Raw genomic sequence first — 20,163 nt, forward strand, 5'->3', positions numbered from 1 at the left:
CGTCCACTGTGCGGTATCTGAAACAACACACAGATCCCCCGTGGGGGGTGTGGATAGTTTCATAGTGTTACGGCGGTTATAGCGGTGGGGAAACGCCCGGTCCCATTCCGAACCCGGAAGCTAAGGCCACCTGCGCCGATGGTACTGCACTCGCCAGGGTGTGGGAGAGTAGGACACCGCCGGACAATATTTCAAGTAGGCCCTCGACTTATGTCGGGGGCCTACTTGCGTTTGTAGGCAGAAATGCCCTGGCGCCTGGGGCGGGGGCGGGCTGCTGCCGTCCCACGCCCAGCCGCGCGATTCATGGGCGCTCACGGCCTCGCTGACCGAGATTCGGCCGCCACTGCTGGACCGACTACCCGGTAGCGCCACCAAGCCACCCTGCGCTCGATCGAGCTCGTAGGCGGCGTCACCTACGAAAAGTTCTACAAAGTTCCTCCAAAATGCTGTCCGCGCCCGGCTTCCCGGGTATCGTCCGAGTCGCGAACACCCGGCAGGATGCAAGGCGAGAGAACGGAGTATCGGATATGACCGATTCATCTGTTCTCGCGTGGGGCACCCCGGAGGGTGAAATCGATTTCCTCGGAACGGAAGGGGTCGGCCCTGGATGAGGGGGCCGGGCCCTTTCGCCGTCCTGTGACACCCGGCGAGGCACCGCCCCGGCAAATAAAATCTAGACAAATACTCGAAAAGCCTTTAGGTTTGGCTTGGCCGCTCGGTAACGTCTCGCGACGGCAAACACTCAGTGACCCGGCAAATGCAGTTACTTATCGCAATTGTCGGTCATAGAGACAACTTTCGGCTAACGCGCGGAAAGCCGGAGGTGTAAACGAAGGGCCCGATCTATGACGAGGGGATCGGGCCCTTCGGTAAAGTCTCGCGCAATGTCACAGGAAACGAACGCGGGCAGGATGTACGCCGGGCAGCCCGTAGAAGACCGGCAACGGCAGCGACGTGCGCGTTTTCTGGAGTCCGGCCTCACGGTGTTCGCGAGAGACGGCTATGCCAACAGCTCCGTGGGTGCCATCTGTAAAGATGCCGGACTCTCTTCTCGGCAGTTCTACGAGGAGTTCACCGGGCGCGAATCGCTGCTGCTCGAGCTCTATGAACAGATCGATCGAGAATCGCGGGAAGCGGTGGCGGCCACATTGGCCGATCACGCCGATCAGAGCGCGGTCGAGATCATCGACGCGGCCATAAGGGCTTATGTCGAATCCATCGGACGCGATCCGCGCAAGGCGCGCGTAGCGCTCGTCGAGGTGGTCGGCGCGGGTCCCAAGGTTGAGAAATTCCGATTGGAATTGCGACGTGCCTGGGGATCGCTATTGGCCAGCGCCGCCGAGGACGCCGCGCTACACGGAGAAATCCCGCCCGGCGACTACGAGATGCGGGTGCTGGCGATCATCGGCGCGGTGAACTATGTGGTCGACGCCTGGAGCGGTGCGCTACCGCGTCCCGAGCTCGACGACGTGATCCGGGTGCTGCGCCGGGTGATAATCGGCGCGGTGAGCGCCTAGGGAACGACTGACGGTGACGGCGGATTGCCCCTAGAGTCGGAAGTGTGAATGTCGCGGCGGGGCACGGTTCGGCTCCCGGTTTCGTTGTCTGCGGGGACAATCCGCTCGTCTATCAGCTGGCGCGGGAACTCGACGACAGGTTTCCCGACGCGCTCGTAACCGTGGTGCTGCCCCACCTCGACTGCACGTTTCTCCCGCAGTTGCAGCAGCTCGAGGGGGTGCGGATCCTGTCGGCCGCGCGTCTGGACGAGGCGACGCTGCGGGCGGCCGGGATCGAGCACGCGCGGGCGCTGGCCCTGCTCGATCAGGCCGACGTGGACAACTTCCACGCCGCGCTGCGGGCGCAGGAGCTCAATCCGCAGATCCGGCTGGTGATCCGAATGTTCAACACCGGCTTGGGGTTTCGGGTCCGGAAGCTGTTCGCCGACTGCGTGGTGCTGTCCATCTCGGAGATGGCGGCGCCGTCGTTCATCGCGGCCGCGCTCGGCGAGCGCACCCTGGACTACCTGCGCCTGGGTGACCGCACACTGTATGTCGCGAGCGCCGGGGACCCGGCCCCGGAGCGGGTGGTGTGCGGCCTGTCGGACGGGCCCGAGCCGGACGGCATCACGCTGCGCCCGCGCTCGGCGCCCACCGACCGGGTGCTGGCGCTGGCGGCCCGGGTGCCGTATTCGCCCGGTACCCCGCGGCGCTGGCTGAGCCTGGCCCGATATCTGGTGCGGCACGAGCTGATTCGGCTGCTGCTCGGCCTGCTCGGGCTGATCGCGGTCGGCTGCTGCGTGCTGGTGGGGATCGGAAACGGTTGGGGCACGGCGGTCTACGAGACGATGCTGGACGCGGCGGGTGCCGCGGCGCCGGAACCGGACAAGCAGCCGCTGTTCAAGGCGCTCCAGTTGCTGATCACCTTCACCGGCCTGGCGATGACCCCCGTGATCACGGCGCTGGTGGTGGGCGGGGTGCTGCGTGCCCAGCTGGCCGCCTCCGGCAGTCCCGATCCGGCCCGATACGAGAACCACGTCGTGGTGGCCGGGCTCGGCAATGTGGGCATGCGCGTCATGGAGCAGCTCAGCGATCTGGGCGTGCGGGTGGTCGGGCTGGACGTGGACGAGAACGCGCGCGGCATCGTGCTCGCCAATACCCTCGGCGTTCCGGTCGTGATCGGGCAGGCCACCTGGGAAGACACGCTGCGCGCCGCCGGGGTGCCGCGGGCGCGGGCGCTGGTGCTGGTCACCAGTAACGACGCGGTCAATCTGGAGGCGGCCATGCTGGGCCAGTCCTACCGCGACGACCTGCGCGTGGTGCTGCGGCTGTCCGACGACGACCTCGCCGAGCGGGTGCAGCGCAGCCTGACCGACAAGGTGGTGGTGCGCAGCGTGTTCCAGCTGTCGGCGGAGGGTTTCGCCGCGGCCATGGCCGAGCGCCGGGTGATCGCCACGCTGTCGGTGAATCACTCCACCCTGATGGTCGCCGAGGTTCCGGTGGAGCACGGCTCGGCCCTGGCGGGCAAGCAGATCGACGCCGTGGTGCTCCCGGAGCACACCCGGGTGATCGCCCTGCAACGCGAGCTGGGTGCGGAGCTGCAATGGCGGCCCGCCCCGGAAACCACGCTGGCACAGGGCAATCAGCCGGTCGTGGTGACGACCAGGACGGGGTTGCAGGAGCTGCTGGCCCGGAGCGCGGGTTCCAGCGAAGGCGGTGCAACCGCCGTGGCGGCCGCTCCGGTGTAGGTTGCGCGCATGGAGACTGTTCCGATCCAGGTGCCGGACGGATCCACCATTCCGGTCCGACTGTGGGCGGCGCGCGGGCCGCATGCGCGCGCGATCAGTGCGGATGCGCCGCGGGCGGTGATCGTGATCGTGCCGGGGCTCGGGGTGCCGGGCGCGTTCTACGGCGACGTGGCTCGCGAGTTGGCCGGGCGGGGGTTCGATGTCGCGGTCGGGGAGCTGCGCGGCAACGGCGACAGTCGGCCCGCGCCGAGCGCTTCCAGCACCTACGGCTATCACGAGCTGGTGTCGGTGGATTTCCCCGCGATGTTCGAGGTGGTGCGCGCGCGGTTTCCCGCCAGCACACCGTATCTGCTGGGGCACAGCATGGGTGGGCAGCTCGCCGTCATGTACGCCGCGCGCGTGCGCGGACGGCTGGGCGGGCTGATCCTGATCGCCTCCGGCACACCGTATTTCCGCGGATACGGCGGTATCGCCCGCCCTGCCATGCTGATCGCCCCGGCCGCCGTCTCGCTGACCGCGAATCTGGCGGGTTTCTGGCCCGGCGACCGGATCACCGCGGGCGGGTTCGGCCGCCAGTCGAAGGTGCTCATCTCCGACTGGGCGCGCCTGGCCCGCACCGGCCGCTTCGCCCCGGCCGGTGCCGATATCGACTACGACGAGCGCATCGCGCGGCTGCGGCTGCCGGTGCTGTCGATCACCGTCGAGGGCGACGATCTCACCCCGCGCGGGTCGGCAAGGCATCTGCTGGAGAAGCTGCCCGAGGCCCGCATCACCACCTGGCACCAGCCGGAGGCGTTGGGGCACAACGGCTGGATCACCGAGCCGGGGTCGACCGTGGATCGGATCGAGAAGTGGGTGCGGGACAGTTGATTCCGGCCAAAAGCATGCCGGAAACGTATGGCCTACACATGCCGGAAACGAAAGGTCTACATCAGCATCTGGGTGAAGAACTCGTAGATCAGCGTTGCTTGGAAGGCCAGCTGCTTGTTGTCGGCCGCGCCGCCGTGGCCGCCCTCGATGTTCTCGTGGTACCAGACGGTGTGGCCGTTCTCCTCGAGTCGCGCGGTCATCTTGCGGGCGTGGCCGGGGTGGACGCGGTCGTCGCGGGTGGAGGTGGTCAGCAGGATCGGCGGGTAGCCGCGTGCGGCGGCGGGCGCTACGTGCTGGTAGGGCGAGTACTCGGACAGGTACGCCCATTCTTCCGGCTTGTCCGGGTCGCCGTATTCGGCGATCCAGGACGCGCCCGCCAGCAGCAGGTGGTAGCGCTTCATGTCCAGCAGCGGCACCTGGCAGACGATGGCCCCGAACAGCTCCGGGTAGCGGGTGAGCATGACGCCCATGAGCAGCCCGCCATTGCTGCCGCCCACCGCGCCCAGTTGGTTCGCGGTCGTGATCCCCCGTGCCACAAGGTCTTTCGCGATAGAGGAGAAGTCCTCGTACACCCGGTGCCGGTTGGCCTTCTGCGCCGAGGTGTGCCACTCGGGGCCGTATTCGCCGCCGCCGCGGATATTGGTCATGACCCAGGTGCCGCCGCGTTCCAGCCAGCCCATGCCCGACGCCCCGCTGTAGGCGGGGGTGCGCGAGACCTCGAACCCGCCGTACCCGGACATCACCGTCGGGCCGGGCGCGCCGATCCGGTCGCGATGCCGAATCACGAAGTAGGGCACCATGGTTCCGTCGTCGGAGCGGGCGAAGAACTGCTCGGTCACCAGCCCGTCGGCATCGAAGAAACCGGGCTCACGCTTCAGCGGCACGGCCTGCCCACCCACCGAACCCGCGAGCAGCGTGGCGGGCGAGGTGAAACCGCTTGTGGTGAGCATGAATTCGTCGCCGCCCTCCAGGGGGTCGAGATTCATGACATTGGTGGTCGCCATCGGCGGGGTGTCGGCCAGGGGCTCCCGGGTCCAGCCTCTCCCCGCGCTGTTCCCGGCATGCTTCCCCTCGTTGTTCCCGGCATGCTTTTGGCCGGGACCCGGCGCCGTCAGCACATACAGTTTCGTCTGTACATCCTCCAGCGTGATCAGCAGCAGATGGTTCTCCGACCACCCGTACCCGTGCAGCGAGGTGTGCGCGTCGGGGGTGAACAGCACCTCGAAATCCCGTGCGCCGTCGAGAAATTCGTTCAGGTCGGCGGCGAGCAGGGCGCCCGCCGGGTAGCTGTGGCCACCCACCTCCCACGGCGACTTCAGCCGCACCAGCATCCAGTCCTTGTACCAGGATTCCGAGGCGTCGCTGGGCACGTCGATGAAGCGCAGCGTGCCGTCGTCCTCGAGCAGGTACACCGACTCGTTGAAGAAGTCGGTGGCGCGGGCCACGTAATGTCGCTCGTAGCCTGGGGTTCGGTCGTAACCCGCCGAGACCATGACATCGCCCGCCTCGCCCTCGAACACCGTCTCGGCGTCCGCGAGCGGGGTGCCGCGCCGCCAGCGCTTGGCGATGCGCGCGTATCCGGAATCGGTGAGCGAGCCGGGGCCGAAATCCGTTCCGACATAGAGGGTGTCGGCGTCGATCCAGCGCGCCTGCGACTTGGCCTCCGGCAGATAGAAGCCGCCGTCTGCCGATTCGCGGAATTCCCTTGTGGCCATGTCGAATTCGCGAACCACCTTGGCGTCCGCGCCGCCGCGCGACAGGCTGATCAGGGCCCGCGACTGGTCCGGCCGCAGCACCGCGGCGCCGCCCCACACCCAGTTCTCGCCCTCGGCCGCGGCCAGCGCGTCCAGGTCGATCAGGATCTCCCAGTCCGGATCGTCGGTGCGGTACTGCTCGAACGTGGTCCGCCGCCACAGCCCCTTCGGATGTTCGCCGTCGCGCCAGAAGTTGTACAGCCACCGGCCCCGGCGCGTGGGATAGGGGATGCGGGTGTCGGTATCGAGCATGTCGAGCAGGCGATGCTCCAGTTCGGTGAACCGATCCGAGGTCGCGAACCGCTCGATCACGACCTCGTTGCGTGCGCGCGCCCATGCGAGGGCGTCATCGCCGGTCACCTCCTCGAGCCACAGATAGGGATCGCTGTGCTGTTCCTCGGCGGCGCTCATGACAGCCATTGTTGCCGACCCGGCGGAGTGATCGAACTTACCCGCGAGATTCGGAGGTGGCTGGTTGCGCGATCCGGGGCAGAGCTAGGCTCGGGGACGTGACTTCCCACTACGATGTCGTCGTTCTCGGTGCTGGTCCCGGCGGTTACGTCGCCGCGATCCGTGCCGCTCAACTCGGCCTGCGAACAGCGATCGTCGAGCAGAAATACTGGGGTGGGGTGTGCCTGAACGTCGGGTGCATTCCGTCCAAGGCGCTGCTGCGCAATGCGGAGCTCGCACACATCTTCACCAAGGAAGCGAAGACGTTCGGCATCACCGGCGAGGCGAGCTTCGACTTCGGCGCGGCGTTCGACCGCAGCCGCAAGGTCGCGGACGGCCGCGTCAAGGGCGTCCACTTCCTGATGAAGAAGAACAAGATCGACGAGTTCGACGGCAAGGGAACGTTCACCGACCCGAACACTCTCTCGGTCGAGTTGACCAAGGGCGGCACCGAGACGGTCACCTTCGACAACGCGATCATCGCGACCGGCACCGTCACCAAGCTGCTGCCGGGCACCACGCTGTCGCAGAACGTGGTCACCTACGAGGAGCAGATCCTGACCCGGGAGCTGCCGGGCTCGATTCTCATCGTGGGCGCGGGCGCCATCGGCATGGAGTTCGGCTACGTCCTGAAGAACTACGGCGTCGACGTGCGCATCGTGGAGTTCCTGGACCGGGCGCTGCCGAACGAGGACGCCGACGTCTCCAAGGAGATCACCAAGGCGTACAAGAAGCTGGGCATCACCATCACCACCGGTGCCGCGGTGCAGTCCATCGAGGACAACGGCTCCAAGGTCACCGTCAGCATCAAGGACAACAAGTCCGGTGCGCTCGAGACGGTCACCGTGGACAAGGTGCTGCAGGCCGTCGGTTTCGCGCCGCGGGTGGAGGGCTACGGCCTGGAGAACACCGGCGTGCAGCTGACCGACCGCGGCGCCATCGCCATCGACGACTACATGCGCACCAATGTGCCGCACATCTACGCCATCGGTGATGTCACCGCCAAGCTGCAGCTCGCGCACGTCGCCGAGGCGCAGGGTGTGGTCGCCGCCGAGACCATCGGCGGCGCGGAGACGTTGGCGCTGGGCGACTACCGGATGATGCCGCGCGCCACCTTCTGCCAGCCGCAGGTCGCCAGCTTCGGCCTCACCGAGGAGCAGGCCCGCGCCGAGGGCTACGACGTGAAGGTCGCGAACTTCCCCTTCACCGCCAACGGCAAGGCCCACGGTCTGGGCGACGCCACCGGTTTCGTGAAGCTCATCTCGGACGGCAAGTACGGCGAACTGCTGGGCGGCCACCTCATCGGCCCCGACGTTTCCGAGTTGCTGCCCGAGCTGACCTTGGCCCAGAAGTGGGACCTCACCGTCAACGAACTGGCCCGCAATGTCCACACCCACCCGACGCTGAGTGAGGCTCTGCAGGAAGCCATTCACGGGCTGGCGGGGCATATGATCAACTTCTGAGTTCGTAGTATTCGGCCGCCCCGGGTTTCCCGGGGCGGCCGAGTTGTTTCTGTGCCGGGCATGGATCCCCGCCGCACGGCCCTAGGGGGCCGTGCGGCGGGGAAAACGGAATGCCGTGGGCCCTGGTGATTCTGCTGAGCGGTCTCGAGTCTGGGTGGCCTTGAGTTCCGATGTCGTCCGAGTTTGGTATGGCCTCGAGTACTGGTGTGGCCTCGAGTCTGGTGTGGCTTTGGGTTCTGCTCGCCTCGCGCTGCTCGTCGGGTTCGTCGCGGCCGAGGCGCGCAGTCGAAATCCACTGCTGCCCTTGCGATTACTGACCAACCGGCACGCCGCAGCGGATTGCTCGGTTTCGGCCTGGGCGCCGGTCCGATCAGTCCCGGCTGTAGGCCGCCTGGGCCGCGTGGACGGTGTCCATATTGGTTTCCAGCACGACGATGAGGGCCTCGAGATGTCCGGCGACCTGGGCGCCCAGGTCGGTGAGGGTGTACTCGACGCGCGGCGGGATGGTGTGCACGACCTCGCGGTGCACCATGCCGTCGCGCTCGAGGGCCTGCAGGGTCTGGGAGAGCATGCGTTCGCTCACGCCGTCTACCCGGCGGCGGAGCGCGCTGAACCGGTACGGGCCCTCGCGCAGCGCCACCAGGGCGAGCGTGCCCCAGCGGCTCGCGACATTCTGCAGCACCGGGCGCGACGTGCAGTTGCGGGCGAAGACGTCGGCCTCCAGCGTCGGATCGTCGGCGGCCGCCGCGGTGATCTCCTGGCTGGTCATGCTCCTATGCTACCGACTTCCCCAGTAGTGATGGAATATGGTGTACTAACGAATAGTTAGTGCTTGATGTTCTGTACTTACTTCTGGAGGTAACAATGACCGTCGCAGTCACCGGAGCCAGTGGTCAGCTGGGCCGTCTCGTCGTGGAGGCGCTGTTGCGCACGCAGGAGCCGGGGTCGATCGTCGCGATCGTCCGGGATCCGTCGAAGGTGGCCGATCTGGCCGAGCGCGGTGTCGTGGTCCGGCAGGCCGGATACGACGACGCCGCGGCCCTGGACCGGGCGCTGGCGGGTGTGGACCGGGTGCTGCTGGTGTCGGGTAACGAGTTCGGCTCGCGAATCGCCCAGCACACCACCGTGATTCGCGCCGCCGAGCGGGCTGGCGTGCAACTGCTCGCCTACACCAGCATTCCGGATGCCACCGACAATCCGATGATCCTGGCGCAGGAGCACCGCGGCACCGAGGCCGTGCTGGCCGAATCGACCGTGCCGCACGCGATCCTGCGCAACGGATGGTATTGGGAGAACTACTTCAACGGTGCGCGGTCCGCCCTCGAGGGCGGCGTGCTCTACGGCGCCGCGGGTGCGGGCCGGGTCGCCGCGGCCGCCCGCGCCGACTATGCCGACGCGGCCGCGGCCGTGCTCACCACCGACGGCCACGCCGGGCGGGTCTACGAGCTCGGCGGCGACGAGCCCCTGACGTATTCGGAACTGGCACAGGTGCTTTCCGAGCTGTCCGGCAAGCCGGTCCGCTACCAGGACCTGCCGCAGGAACAGTACGCCGCCGCCCTCGAACAGGCGGGCCTGCCCGCCGACATGGCAGCCGCCCTGGCCGATGCCGACAGCGGGGTCGAGGCCGGATGGCTCGACGTGACGAGCGGAGACCTGCAGAAGCTGATCGGCCGCGCGTCTACGCCTGCGGCCGAGGTGTTTCGGGCGGCGTTCGCGGGGGAGTGATCAGGCGTAGGACTTCGCATCGGTGGGTGGGCTTACCCACTGGACCAGTTGGATGACGATGCCGTTGGGGTCGACGGTTTGGAAGTAGCGTTCGCCCCACGGCTCGGTTTCTATGGGGGTTTCGATCGGGGCGCCCTCGTGTTGGATTCGTTCGTATTCCGCGTCGATGTCGTCGACCGCGAAGGCGAGTAGCGTGCCCCGGCCCGCGTCGCCCGCGATGCGGGCGGGTTTGAAGGTGGGCAGGCCGGTGCGGAGGTAGACCACGTTCGGTGTGGCATCGGGGCGGCTCAGGGAGACGAAGCCGTCCGCCGACATGTCCTCGTGGAAGCCGAAGTGGTCGACGAGGAACTTCGCCGAGGCGACGGGGTCGGGGACGTTGAGCGAGACGACGGATGCGGTGATGTTCACGGTGCCTCCTGATGGGCCGCTGAAACTCTGTACTAAGTACTCTATACTTTGTACTTGGTTTTTGCTCGGGTGTCGAGCGCGCTCGATAGGATCGGGAGGTGACCAGGGAGATGAGGGCCGAGCGCAGCGGCGCGGGCGATCCGGCGCGGACCCTGGAGCTGCTGTGGCGCGAGCCCGGGCGCACGTCCGGCCGCGGGCCCAAGCAGCGCAGCAGCATCGACGAGGTGGTCGCGGCCGCCGTCGAGATCGCCGATACCGACGGCCTGGCCGCGCTCACCATGCGGGCGGTGGCCGCGAAGCTGGGCCTCACGCCGATGGCCACCTACACCTACGTGCCGGGCAAGGCGGAACTGCTGGACCTGATGCTGGATGTCGTCTACGCGCAGATGCCCCGCGCCGATCTCGACGGAATGCCGTGGCGGGAAAGGGTTTCCACCATCGCGGCGGAGAATCGGGCGATGCTGATGCGGCACCCGTGGGTCGCCTATCTGCCGACCACCCGCCCCCCGCTGGGCCCCGGCGTGGCCGCCAAGTACGACCACGAACTACGCGCCTTCGACGGCCTGGGTCTGGACGACGTGACAATGGACGCCGCCCTGACCCACGTCCTCGGCTTCGTCGTATCGGTCGCCCGGATCGCCATCGACACCGACCGCGCCGCGGCCGACAGCGGCATGTCCGACGCCGAATGGTGGTCCCGCACAGCCCCGATCCTGGAACGAGTCTTCGACACCACCCGCTACCCCCTGGCCGCCCGCGTGGGCGCCGCCGCGGGCCAGGCCCACGACAGCGCCTACAGCGCCGACCACGCCTGGACCTTCGGCCTCACCCGCCTCCTGGACGGCTTGGCCGTACTGATCGACGGGGACTGATCCCGTCGCGGCCCGGCGTATCCGAATCTCATGGTCCCGGCATGCTTTTGGCCGGGACCCCACTCACGGCACCAGCGGACGAACCTCGTCGGCGACGAAGCGGATGAACTCCACCGGATCCAAATCGGCGGTGGGCTGGAGGATTACGGTGTCGGCCCCCGCCTCCGCCAGGCGGCCGACGGCCTCGGCGACCGCCTTCGCGTCGCCCGCGACGCCGATTCCGTCGGGACCGGGCATGCCGAATTCGGCCGTCAGTTCACGGCCCATGCGCTGGGCGTCGGCGCGGAGCCGGGCGAGGGCGTCGGGGCCGGTGGCGACCATCAGGTTGGCGAGGGTGGCGAAACCGTCGGTGCGACCGGCCTTTTCGCGCCCCTCGGTGAGCAGTTCGCGCGCGGCGCGCAGGGCGTTCGGGGAGGTGCCGGAGGTGAGGATGGCCCCGTCGGCGACCTCGCCGACCAGGCGCAGCGTGCGCGGGCCGGTGGCGGCGGAGATGATGGCGGGGGCGGTGGCCGGTGGGTAGTCCAGCGCCACGTCGGTGAGCCGGACGTACCGGCCCTCGGTCGAGACCTGTTTGCCCGCAAGCAGTTTCCGCAGGGCGTCGACGTATTCGCGGAGCAGGGTGACCGGGGAATCGACGCGGGCGCCGATCTGGCCCATCCAGTCCTGTACGCCGTGGCCCACGCCCCACACCGTGCGGCCGGGGAACATGCGCTCGACGGAGGCGATCTCCATGGCGGCGAGGGCGACATTGCGCAACGGCACCGGGAAGACGCCGATGCCCACCCGCAACCGTTCGGTCCAGGCCAGCGCGGCGGCGACGGTGGCCACGCCACCCTCCTGGAAGCAGTCCTCCCAGAGCCAGAGCTCCTCGAGGCCCGCCTCCTCGGCCGCGCGCGCCACCTCGCGCAGGCGCTCCGGGGGATTCTCGGGCAGGAACACGGCACCAAGCGTTGTCATGGGTCCATCGTTACCAGATGGCACCGACATCCTTCAGTGGTCGGTCTGGATGCGCAGCGCCGTGATAGTGCTTGCCAGACCCTCGTATTGGTTGATCAGCAGCACGATTTCGATGAGGCGGCGCTCGTCGTAGTGTGCGGACAGCGCCGACCAGGTCTCGTCGTCGAGATCGCGGGTCCGCACCAGTCGGTCGACGGCGGTGATGAGGGCGCGCTCGCGCGGCGACCAGCCGGGCGCGTCGGGGCCGACCCGGAGGCGGTCCAGGATCTCGGCGGTCACCCCGGCGCGGCGGCCCAGGCGGATGTGATGGTCGGTCTCGTAATCGCAGTCGCGCAGGTGCGCCACCCGCAGGATGACCAGCTCCGTCTCGTAGCGGGGGAGCCGCCCGCCGGGCATCAACCGCCCGGAGTAGTGCAGCCAGCCGCGGAACAGGCCGCCGGTGCGGCCCAGCGTGCTGAACAGATGCGCGTCGGGGGTGCCCGCGGCCCGCGACAGGGCCTGCCAGACAACCCAGTTGATCGGCCCGAGCTCGCGAATGCGCCCGGGTGCTATGCGTGGCTCCGTCGACACCTTCCCCACGCTAACAGGGGCACCCGTCACCGCAGGACGTATGGCGAGATCGAGCTGCGGTGTTCGCTGATGTCCAGGGATTTGCCCAGGGGTGGGAAGGCGCGTTGCGGGCAGTGGGCGCGTTCGCAGACGCGGCAGCCTGCGCCGATGGGGGTGGCCTGGGGGTCGTTGAGGTCCAGGCCGTCGGCGTAGACGACGCGGGAGGCGTGGCGCAGTTCGCAGCCGAGTCCGATGGCGAAGGTCTTGCTGGGCTCGCCGAAGCGGGTGGCGCGGCGCTCGACGGTGCGGGCGATCCACAGGTAGCGGCGGCCATCGGGCATCTGCGCGATCTGGGTCATGATCCGGCCCGGATAGGCGAAGGTCTCGTACACGTTCCACAGCGGGCAGGTGCCGCCGCTGGAGGAGAAGTGAAATCCGGTGGCGGACTGGCGTTTCGACATATTGCCCGCGCGATCGACGCGCACGAACGAGAACGGCACCCCGCGCAGCTTGGGCCGCTGCAGCGTCGAGAGCCGGTGGCAGATGGTCTCGTAGCTCTGCGTGAAGAACGCCGACAGCCGCTCGATGTCGTAGCGGAAATCCTCGGCGATCTCGTGGAAGTGCGAATACGGCAGCACCAGTGCGGCGGCGAAGTAGTTGGCCAGCCCGAGCCGGGCCAGCACCCGGGTGTCCTCGGAGGCGAAATTCTCCTCCGCCACCAGCTTGTCGATCAGATCGCCGCATTCCAGGTAGGCCAGTTCCGCGGCGAGTTTGAACACCCGCTGCCCGCCGGACAGATACGGCGCGATCTCCAATCTCCGCTCCTGCGGGTCGAATCGGTGCAGCACGCCCTCGCCCAGGTCGATGCGCTCGACGATCTGCACGCCGTGCGCGGTGGTGAGCCGGCGCGCGATCTCGTGCTTGAGGTCGCCGCCGTGGAAGCGCATGCGGGTGGCGAGTTCCTCTGCGGCCGTGTCCAATTCGTGGATGTAGTTCTGCCGCTGGTAGAAGAAGTCGCGCACCTCCTCGTGCGGGCGGGAGATGGAGCCCGAGCCGCTGCCGTCGGAGAATCGGTCCTCGGTGGCGGCGGCCAGCTGCGCGGTGGTGTTGCGGTAGCGGCGGTGCATGTTGACCATGGCCCGCGCCAGGCTGGGATGGGCCGACACCATGTCGGCGATCTCCTGGGCGTCGGCCTCGATGCCCAGTTCCTGATCCATGACGACCTCCTGCAGCTCGGCGATGAGGCGGGTGTCGTCCTGGGAGGAGAAGAAACTGGTGTCGACGCCGAAGACCTCGCTGATGCGCAGCAGCACCGGCACGGTGAGCGGGCGGACGTCGTGCTCGATCTGGTTGAGGTAGCTCGCCGAGATCTCCAGCTTCTTGGCGAGCGAGACCTGGCTCAGCCCTCGTTCGGTGCGCAATTGCCGCAGGCGCGCGCCGACGTAAGTCTTGGCCATATGCCCAGTTTATGGATGCCTTCGCAGTGCTGCCAATGGCGAAATTAGCAGAGCGGCCGAGGGATATGTCACATGCGCGGGCTACCGTCGAATCCGTGCTGCTATCCGTTGTCGCGCAGGCGTCGGACACCGTCCGGGCGACCTCCTCGCGTAAGACCAAGATAGCCACCCTGGCCGAGTTGGTCCGCACCGCCGGTCCCGACGAGCTGGCCCAGGTGGTGGCGTGGGTGTCGGGTGAGCTGCTGCAGGGCCGGATCGGCACCGGCTGGCGGACCCTGACCGGCATCGCGGTGGATCCGGCGGCCGCCCCGAGCCTCACCGTGGCGGCGGTGGACCGGATCTTCGGCGACCTGGCCGCGACCAACGGGTCCGGATCGGCCGCGCGTCGGCGGGAGGTGCTGGTCGCGCTGCTGGGCTCGGCCACCGCGGCCGAGCGGGAATTCCTGCTGCGGCTGCTGACCGGAGAACTGCGGCAGGGCGCGCTCACGGCGATCGTGGCCGAGGCGGTGGCCGCCGCCGCCGAGGTACCGGTGGACCTGGTGCGCCGCGCCTATATGCTGTCCGGCCAGCTGCCGGTGACGGCGGTGGCGGCCATGACCGGCGGGGCGACGGCGCTGGCGGAGTTCCGCCTCGAGGTGGGGCGGCCGATCCAGCCCATGCTGGCCTCGCCCGGCGCCACATTCGACGGTGCGCTGGGCGAGTTCGACGGGGATGTGGTGGTGGAGCAGAAGTTGGATGGCGCGCGAATTCAGGTGCACCGCAAGGGGTCTCAGGTGTGGGTATTCACCCGCACGTTGCGCGATATCACTTCGGGGGTGCCCGAGTTGGTGCAGTTGGTGGCCGGATTGCCGTGTGAGAGTGTGGTTTTGGATGGGGAGACGTTGGCGCTGACGGATTCGGGTCGCCCACGGCCGTTTCAGGAGACTATGAGTCGGTTTGCTTTGGATCCCGCGCCGAGGCCGCCTGGGGCGACCTCGGCGCGGGAACAGGAGGTGGGTTCACCCGTGGACGATTCGGTGCGGGAGATGGGATTACGGCCGCCTGTGGTTGCTTCGACGCGGGATTTGTTGTTGCATCCGTATTTTTTCGACTGCTTGCATGTGGATGGGGTTGATCTGTTGGATGTGCCGTTGGCGGAGCGGCGGGGGGCGCTGGTGAAAGTGGCTGGGGAGCATAGTATTCCGGCGTTGGTGCGGCCCGATGCGGAGGCGGCCGCGGAGTATTTCGAGGCGGCGTTGGCGGCGGGGCATGAAGGGGTGATGGTGAAGTCGTTGTCGGCGCCTTATGCGGCGGGGCGGCGGGGGCGGGCGTGGCAGAAGATCAAGCCGGCGCATACGTTGGATTTGATCGTGCTGGGGGCGGAGTGGGGGTATGGGCGGCGGACGGGGTATTTGTCGAATCTGCATCTGGGGGCGCGGGATCCGGAGGGCGGGGAGCCGGTGATGGTCGGTAAGACGTTCAAGGGGCTTACCGATGTGTTGCTGCAGTGGCAGACCGACGAATTCCCGCGGCACGAGCGGGCCCGCGACGAGTACGCGGTGTATCTGCGGCCGGAGTTGGTGGTGGAGATCGCGCTGGACGGGGTGCAGGTGAGCCCGCGGTATCCGGGCGGGGTCGCGCTGCGGTTCGCGCGGGTGGTCCGGTATAGACCGGACAAGGATCCCGCCGACGCCGACACCATCGAGGCCGTGCGCGCCATGCTGGGCTGACAGCGGATTCACAGTTTCATCGCACAGCTTCTCGAGGTAGGGCGCGCAGGATTGTGATGTCGGTCGCACCGACGCGGATCAACTGCCCTGATCCGTCCATCCCCGGCCATCGGCGGCGCCGTACCCTCGCCGGCGCCGCCGATCGGCCGATCGCACGGCGGCGATCAATGCTCGTATTCGTGATGGCCCAGGTAGGGCAGGCGGCAGCGGCCCGAGGTGAGTTCGGCGGCCAGGTCGTCGTAGGCGACCGCCAGCTCCGACAGGCGCCGCCACGCGTCCAGGATCGCCGATTCCGGTGATTGCGTGAGCGACAGGTAGGCGAGGGCCGAGAACTGGGCGAGCCGATCGATGACCGTGCCCACCGTCTCGGTGTGCAGCCGGGCGTCGGGCTCGGCCGCCGGTAGTTCCTCGGTCACCCATCGGTCGATCTCGTGCACCAGTTCCGCGCGTAACCGGTCGATGTCCCAGGTCTGCGCCGTCGACAGGCGACGCTCGTGTAATTCGGTCAGCCGGCAGGCGCAGGTCAGCACGACATGGTCCTCCGGCGGCAAACCCCGGCATGCCTCGAGGACAACCTGTTTCGGTGGGAGCACAACCACGGCCGCCATCCTGCACGCCCAATGTTTCCGATCGGCAACGGCATTCGCGGTTCCGGCCAAAAGTGTGCCGGGATGACGGGCCGAGCGTGCCGGGATGACGGGCCGTCCGTGCCGGAATGTGACCGCTCAGACCAGGTCGACCCGCACCCCCGCCTCGCGAATGGCGGCGATTTCCTCGGGGCTGGCGGCGGTGTCGATGACCAGGACGTCGACCGCCTCGATGGGGCAGATGCGGGCCAGGGCGGTGGCCTCGAGTTTTTCGGCGGTGGCCACGACGACGACTCGCTTGGCGCGGCGCACCATTTCGGCGTTTATGCCGGTCTCGTCCAGATGGCGGCCCTGGGCGCCGCCCGCGGCGGTGATCGCGTTCACGCCGAGAATCAAAGTGTCCAAATACAGTTCGGACATCGCCCGCTCGGCCAGCGGGCCGTGCAGCTCGTAGGATTCGCGCCGCGCCTGCCCGCCGATGCAGATGGTGCGCAGGTGCGGGCGCAGCACCATCTCACCGGCGATATTGAGCGCATTGGTGACGATGGTCAGCTGATGGTCGGCCGAGGTCGGCAGGTCGGGGCGCCCGGCCAGGGCGCGGGCCACCGCCGTGGTGGTGGTGCCGCCGTTGAGGCCCACCACCTCGGTCGGATTCACCAGTCCCGCAGCGTGTTCGGCCACCCGCTGCTTGGCGACGTCACCCCCGCTGCGGTACCGGGCGGGCAGCTCGTAGGCCACCGCCGTCGCGACGATGCCGCCGTGCGTGCGGGTGGCCAGCTGCTGGTCGGCGAGCGCGGTGAAGTCGCGGCGGATGGTGGCGGGGGAGACGCCGAGTCGCTCGGCCGCCTCCTCCACCGACAGCCGGCCGGTGTCGGCCAGCAGCTCCAGCAGCCGATTCCAGCGCTGGGACCGATCCGTCGCAGTGGTCATTTCACGCTTCCTGCGGTCAGACCTGCGACCAGGCGCTTCTCGATGAGCGCGAACAAAATGACAACGGGCACGATGCCGACCGTAGAGATGGCGAAGACATATTGCCAAGCCGTGTCGTACTGCCCGATGAACTTTGTCAAGGCCACCGACAGGGGCTGGTTCTGCGCTGTGGTCAGCACCACCAGGCTGGCCGCGAATTCGTTCCAGCAGGAGACGAACGCGAAGATCGTCGCGGTGACGATGCCCGGCCACACCAGCGGCAGGCTCACCCTGGTCAGGATCTGCCGCCGATTCAGCCCGTCGAGCTGCGCGGCCTCCTCCACCTCCACCGGAATCGAGGCGAAGAAACTGTGCAGGATCCACACGGCGAACGACAGGTTGAACGCCGAGTTCACCAGGATCATCGCCAGCCAGGTGTCGTTGATGCCGAGCGCGAAGAACTCCCGGATCAGGCCGGTCACCAGCACCACCGGCTGCAGCATCTGGGTGATCAGCACCAGCCCGAGGAAGGCCATCCTGCCCGGAAAGCGCCGCCGCGCGGTGTAATACGCGGCCGGAATGGCCACCAGCAGCACGATCACCGTGGCGCACACCGAGATCACGATCGTGCTGACCAGGTTGAACGGCAGCGGCGTCTCCGGCGTGTGCCACATGGAGGCGTAGTTGCCCGGACTCCACCTGTGCGGCAGGTAGGTCGGCGGGATCTGCAGGATCTCCGAGTGCGGCTTGAGCGAGCCGAGCACCATCACCAGGTAGGGGATCAGGAAGATCGCCGCCACGACGATGCCGACCAGCGTGAGATCCCAGCGGCGCCGTGGCCGCTTCCGGGTGACGGCCGAAACCTGCTGCGCCGAGGGCGGATCGGTGGCGTCGGCGCCGGACGCCGGTCGCACGGTCAACGATTCCGAAGTGGTCACCGCGCCTCCTCGCCGGCCGGGCGGATCAGTTTCACATAGACCGCGATGATCACCGCGATCAGCACGAAGTTCAGCACGCTCAGCGCGGCCGCGGTGTCCAGCTGCTGGTTCTGCTGAATCAGCTTGAAGGTCAGCGTGGTCGTGGTGTCGGCGGAGAATCCGGCGATGCTGCCGGTGATCACCTGCAGGATGGGCAGCGAGTTGAACACATTGATGATGTTGATGATCGCCGCGACCGCGATCGCCGGGCGCAGCTGCGGCAGCGTCAGATAGCGGTACCGCTGCCACGCGCTCGCCCCGTCGACCCGGCCCGCCTCGTTCAGCTCGGCGGGAATCGATTGCAGCCCGGCCAGGATGGTGTACGTGGTGAACGGGATGGACACGAACACCGCGATCGCCATGGCCGTGATGAACGCCGGGACCGGTTGTTTGGTGAACCCGAAACCCCGATGCAGCACGCCGATGTCGACCAGGAACCTGTTGGCGATGCCGACGTCCGGGTCGAGCATGTACTCGAAGACCGTCGTCGTCATCACCACCGAGGCCGCCCAGGGCACCAGCACCGCCAGCCGTACCGCGGTGCGGCCCGGGAAGTTCTTGTTCAGGAACTGCGCCAGGGCGGCCGAGAGCAGCAGGGTGATCAGCACGACGGCGATCACCCAGATCACCGTGTGCACGAGCACGCTGCCCAGCGCGCCGATCCCGAACAGCCGCTGGTAGTTGGCCATTCCCGCCGGGCCCAGGTCCTGACCGTAGGAGGTCAGCTTCCGGGTGGAGGTCCAGATCATGTACGCGGCGGGGAAGGCGACGATCGCGGCGATCAGCACCAACGCGGGGCCGATCCACGGCAACGCCCGCAGCGTCGCCGTGGATCGGTGCCCGGTTTTCATTGCGGCGCCCCTCAACTCGCCGCCTGCTGAACGGCCTTCAGCACCGTCGCGGGGTCGGCACCCTGGGTGACGGTGCCCAGCTGCTGCTTCATGGCGCCCTCCACGGCGGCCCACTTCGGGTCGTTGCTCGGGTAGAACTTGGCCACCGGCATGGTCGCGGCGAACGCCTTCACCACCGGGTCGTCGGCCATGGCCTGCACGCCGGAGGTGGTGACCGGAATGAAGTGCTCGGCCTTGACGAACGTGCTGTACACCTTCGACTGGTAGAAGAAGTCGAGGAACTTCTTGATCGCGGCGGTCTTGTCGGTCTTCTTCTTGAACGCCATCAGATGGTCGGCGACGCCGAGGGTGACCGGCGCTCCGTCCTTGGTCGGCGTCGGGGCGGTGGCGTACTTCAGGCCCGGGTTCTGCTGCTGGATCATGTTGATCAGCGGCGGCAGGCCCTCGATCATGCCGATCTTGCCCTGGATGAAGACGTTGATGAGCGGGGTGCGGTTGGTGGAGCCCGGGTTCGGTTCGGTCACACCGGCATCGGCGATCGCCTTCAGCGCCTGCACGCCCTCCAGATTCTGCGGGGTGTCGACGGTGATCTTGTTGCCGTCGGACCAGCTGCCGCCCGCGCCGAAGGTCCACAGCGACGTCTCCGCCTGGGTCTCCTCCTTGCCCAGCGGCAGGCCGTAGCCGTACACGCCGCCGCCGAGCGCCGCGATCTTCTTGGCGTCGTCGGTCAGCTCGGCCCAGGTCTTCGGCGGGGCCGTGATGCCCGCCTTGGCGAACAGGTCGGTGTTGTAGAACAGCGTGCGGGTGGAGGCGAACAGCGGTAGCGCCCATTGGGTTCCGTTGATCGAGGCGTTCTTGACGAAGCTGGGCTGCAGGTCGCTCAGCACCGAGTTGTCCACGATCTGGTTGGCCGGGTACAGCTTGCCGTCGGAGGCGTAGGTGGAGTACGCGTCGATATTGAGGATGTCGGGTGTGCTCGACTCCGACTGCAGGTCCGTGCGGACCACATCGGGAATCTGGGTCCACGACTCCACCTGCAGATTCACCGTGATGTCCGGGTTCTGCCTATGAAAATCGGCAATGATGCTGTCCCACTCGGACTTGGTGCCGTCGCTGTAGGACGGGACGAGGAACGACAGGGTCTTCGGGTCCGAGCTGTCCGACTTGTTGCCACCGAACCCGCACGAGGAGATCGTCAGCGCTAGGCCGGTGAGCAGCGCGAATGCCGAAAGTGCGCCGCGGAGTGGACGTTTCACTAGCAAGCCTTTCAAATGTGCACACCCCGCGATACGAACCGCGGATGATGAAGCGAACGATTCGATTGGTCCGAATCTAGCGCGGATGATGATCGAATGTGACCGTTTTGAATGTAAAGTTGACA

General features: G+C 67.6%; 18 protein-coding genes and 1 rRNA gene. 8 read left to right on the plus strand and 11 right to left on the minus strand.

All coding sequences use genetic code 11. From position 1 onward, the window contains the following. Nucleotides 1-68: 68 nt before the first annotated feature. The 4 genes from rrf (at nt 69) to HPY32_RS22315 (ending at nt 4,114) form a co-directional block, all read left to right on the plus strand. A 5S ribosomal RNA gene (gene rrf, locus HPY32_RS22300) occupies nt 69-185 on the plus strand. 726 nt (nt 186-911) lie between these two features. Further along, a complete protein-coding gene (locus HPY32_RS22305; RefSeq protein ID WP_067594979.1) occupies nt 912-1,517 on the plus strand; it encodes a TetR/AcrR family transcriptional regulator in 606 nt (201 codons plus the stop codon). A 44-nt stretch (nt 1,518-1,561) separates the two neighbouring features. Next, nucleotides 1,562-3,244: an NAD-binding protein gene (locus tag HPY32_RS46210; RefSeq protein WP_067594975.1), complete on the plus strand. Its 1,683-nt coding sequence runs from the start codon at nt 1,562-1,564 to the stop codon at nt 3,242-3,244. 9 nt (nt 3,245-3,253) lie between these two features. After that, complete coding sequence (locus tag HPY32_RS22315; protein WP_067594972.1) at nt 3,254-4,114, plus strand: alpha/beta hydrolase family protein; 861 nt, start codon at nt 3,254-3,256, stop codon at nt 4,112-4,114. A gap of 56 nt (nt 4,115-4,170) precedes the next feature. Here the strand turns inward: HPY32_RS22315 and HPY32_RS22320 are convergent, their stop codons facing one another. Next, nucleotides 4,171-6,279, minus strand: coding sequence for a prolyl oligopeptidase family serine peptidase (locus HPY32_RS22320; RefSeq protein ID WP_067594969.1), 2,109 nt, complete (start codon nt 6,277-6,279; stop codon nt 4,171-4,173). 98 nt (nt 6,280-6,377) lie between these two features. On the opposite strand from HPY32_RS22320, the gene lpdA reads away from it, so the two are divergent. Beyond that, nucleotides 6,378-7,781 carry a dihydrolipoyl dehydrogenase gene (lpdA, locus tag HPY32_RS22325; protein WP_067594966.1) on the plus strand — a complete coding sequence of 468 codons (1,404 nt, stop codon included), beginning with the start codon at nt 6,378-6,380 and terminating at the stop codon, nt 7,779-7,781. Nucleotides 7,782-8,151: 370 nt separating this feature from the next. Here the strand turns inward: lpdA and HPY32_RS22330 are convergent, their stop codons facing one another. Beyond that, a complete protein-coding gene (locus HPY32_RS22330; protein WP_067594963.1) occupies nt 8,152-8,550 on the minus strand; it encodes a winged helix-turn-helix transcriptional regulator in 399 nt (132 codons plus the stop codon). Between the two features lie 95 nt (nt 8,551-8,645). Between HPY32_RS22330 and HPY32_RS22335 the strand changes: the two genes are divergently transcribed. Next, nucleotides 8,646-9,506 (plus strand): NmrA family NAD(P)-binding protein, encoded by an 861-nt coding sequence (locus HPY32_RS22335; protein ID WP_067594960.1) that lies wholly within the window; start codon nt 8,646-8,648, stop codon nt 9,504-9,506. Here the strand turns inward: HPY32_RS22335 and HPY32_RS22340 are convergent, their stop codons facing one another. Beyond that, nucleotides 9,507-9,914: a VOC family protein gene (locus HPY32_RS22340; RefSeq protein ID WP_067594958.1), complete on the minus strand. Its 408-nt coding sequence runs from the start codon at nt 9,912-9,914 to the stop codon at nt 9,507-9,509. Between the two features lie 110 nt (nt 9,915-10,024). Here HPY32_RS22340 and HPY32_RS22345 point away from each other — a divergent pair, with 110 nt between their 5' ends. After that, on the plus strand, nt 10,025-10,786 hold the full coding sequence (locus HPY32_RS22345) for a TetR/AcrR family transcriptional regulator (RefSeq protein ID WP_067594956.1): 762 nt from the start codon (nt 10,025-10,027) through the stop codon (nt 10,784-10,786). Nucleotides 10,787-10,849: 63 nt separating this feature from the next. On the opposite strand, the gene HPY32_RS22350 is transcribed toward HPY32_RS22345, so the two are convergent. From HPY32_RS22350 to ramB, 3 genes are read right to left on the minus strand one after another with little or no spacing between them, the layout of a single operon-like run. Next, on the minus strand, nt 10,850-11,743 hold the full coding sequence (locus HPY32_RS22350; protein ID WP_067594951.1) for an LLM class flavin-dependent oxidoreductase: 894 nt from the start codon (nt 11,741-11,743) through the stop codon (nt 10,850-10,852). Nucleotides 11,744-11,776: 33 nt separating this feature from the next. Then, nucleotides 11,777-12,313 carry a carboxymuconolactone decarboxylase family protein gene (locus HPY32_RS22355; RefSeq protein ID WP_098699216.1) on the minus strand — a complete coding sequence of 179 codons (537 nt, stop codon included), beginning with the start codon at nt 12,311-12,313 and terminating at the stop codon, nt 11,777-11,779. A gap of 26 nt (nt 12,314-12,339) precedes the next feature. Beyond that, nucleotides 12,340-13,749: an acetate metabolism transcriptional regulator RamB gene (gene ramB, locus HPY32_RS22360; RefSeq protein ID WP_067594944.1), complete on the minus strand. Its 1,410-nt coding sequence runs from the start codon at nt 13,747-13,749 to the stop codon at nt 12,340-12,342. Between the two features lie 95 nt (nt 13,750-13,844). On the opposite strand from ramB, the gene HPY32_RS22365 reads away from it, so the two are divergent. After that, complete coding sequence (locus HPY32_RS22365; RefSeq protein WP_067594942.1) at nt 13,845-15,458, plus strand: ATP-dependent DNA ligase; 1,614 nt, start codon at nt 13,845-13,847, stop codon at nt 15,456-15,458. A gap of 164 nt (nt 15,459-15,622) precedes the next feature. Here HPY32_RS22365 and HPY32_RS22370 read toward each other — a convergent pair whose 3' ends face one another. From HPY32_RS22370 to HPY32_RS22390, 5 genes are all read right to left on the minus strand, one after another. After that, nucleotides 15,623-16,057: a DUF4254 domain-containing protein gene (locus tag HPY32_RS22370; protein WP_156674761.1), complete on the minus strand. Its 435-nt coding sequence runs from the start codon at nt 16,055-16,057 to the stop codon at nt 15,623-15,625. A gap of 126 nt (nt 16,058-16,183) precedes the next feature. Continuing rightward, nucleotides 16,184-16,975, minus strand: a complete 792-nt coding sequence (locus tag HPY32_RS22375) for a DeoR/GlpR family DNA-binding transcription regulator (RefSeq protein WP_067594936.1) — start codon at nt 16,973-16,975, stop codon at nt 16,184-16,186. Beyond that, a complete protein-coding gene (locus tag HPY32_RS22380; protein WP_231951900.1) occupies nt 16,972-17,892 on the minus strand; it encodes a carbohydrate ABC transporter permease in 921 nt (306 codons plus the stop codon). Before HPY32_RS22380 ends, HPY32_RS22375 begins: the two co-directional genes overlap by 4 nt. After that, nucleotides 17,889-18,782 carry a carbohydrate ABC transporter permease gene (locus tag HPY32_RS22385; protein WP_067594933.1) on the minus strand — a complete coding sequence of 298 codons (894 nt, stop codon included), beginning with the start codon at nt 18,780-18,782 and terminating at the stop codon, nt 17,889-17,891. Before HPY32_RS22385 ends, HPY32_RS22380 begins: the two co-directional genes overlap by 4 nt. A gap of 11 nt (nt 18,783-18,793) precedes the next feature. Continuing rightward, nucleotides 18,794-20,038 carry an extracellular solute-binding protein gene (locus tag HPY32_RS22390; RefSeq protein WP_067594930.1) on the minus strand — a complete coding sequence of 415 codons (1,245 nt, stop codon included), beginning with the start codon at nt 20,036-20,038 and terminating at the stop codon, nt 18,794-18,796. Nucleotides 20,039-20,163 lie beyond the last annotated feature (125 nt).

Origin of the sequence: Nocardia terpenica (assembly GCF_013186535.1) — a bacterium.
GTDB lineage: Bacteria > Actinomycetota > Actinomycetes > Mycobacteriales > Mycobacteriaceae > Nocardia > Nocardia terpenica.

Excerpts from the sequence above, each read along its gene's own strand:
- HPY32_RS22305 (WP_067594979.1), top strand. The coding sequence starts at position 912 with ATGTACGCCGGGCAGCCCGTAGAAGACCGGCAACGGCAGCGACGTGCG.
- HPY32_RS22315 (WP_067594972.1), top strand. The coding sequence starts at position 3,254 with ATGGAGACTGTTCCGATCCAGGTGCCGGACGGATCCACCATTCCGGTC.
- HPY32_RS22320 (WP_067594969.1), bottom strand. The coding sequence starts at position 6,279 with ATGAGCGCCGCCGAGGAACAGCACAGCGATCCCTATCTGTGGCTCGAG.
- HPY32_RS22330 (WP_067594963.1), bottom strand. The coding sequence starts at position 8,550 with ATGACCAGCCAGGAGATCACCGCGGCGGCCGCCGACGATCCGACGCTG.
- HPY32_RS22335 (WP_067594960.1), top strand. The coding sequence starts at position 8,646 with ATGACCGTCGCAGTCACCGGAGCCAGTGGTCAGCTGGGCCGTCTCGTC.
- HPY32_RS22345 (WP_067594956.1), top strand. The coding sequence starts at position 10,025 with ATGAGGGCCGAGCGCAGCGGCGCGGGCGATCCGGCGCGGACCCTGGAG.
- HPY32_RS22350 (WP_067594951.1), bottom strand. The coding sequence starts at position 11,743 with ATGACAACGCTTGGTGCCGTGTTCCTGCCCGAGAATCCCCCGGAGCGC.
- ramB (WP_067594944.1), bottom strand. The coding sequence starts at position 13,749 with ATGGCCAAGACTTACGTCGGCGCGCGCCTGCGGCAATTGCGCACCGAA.
- HPY32_RS22375 (WP_067594936.1), bottom strand. The coding sequence starts at position 16,975 with ATGACCACTGCGACGGATCGGTCCCAGCGCTGGAATCGGCTGCTGGAG.
- HPY32_RS22385 (WP_067594933.1), bottom strand. The coding sequence starts at position 18,782 with ATGAAAACCGGGCACCGATCCACGGCGACGCTGCGGGCGTTGCCGTGG.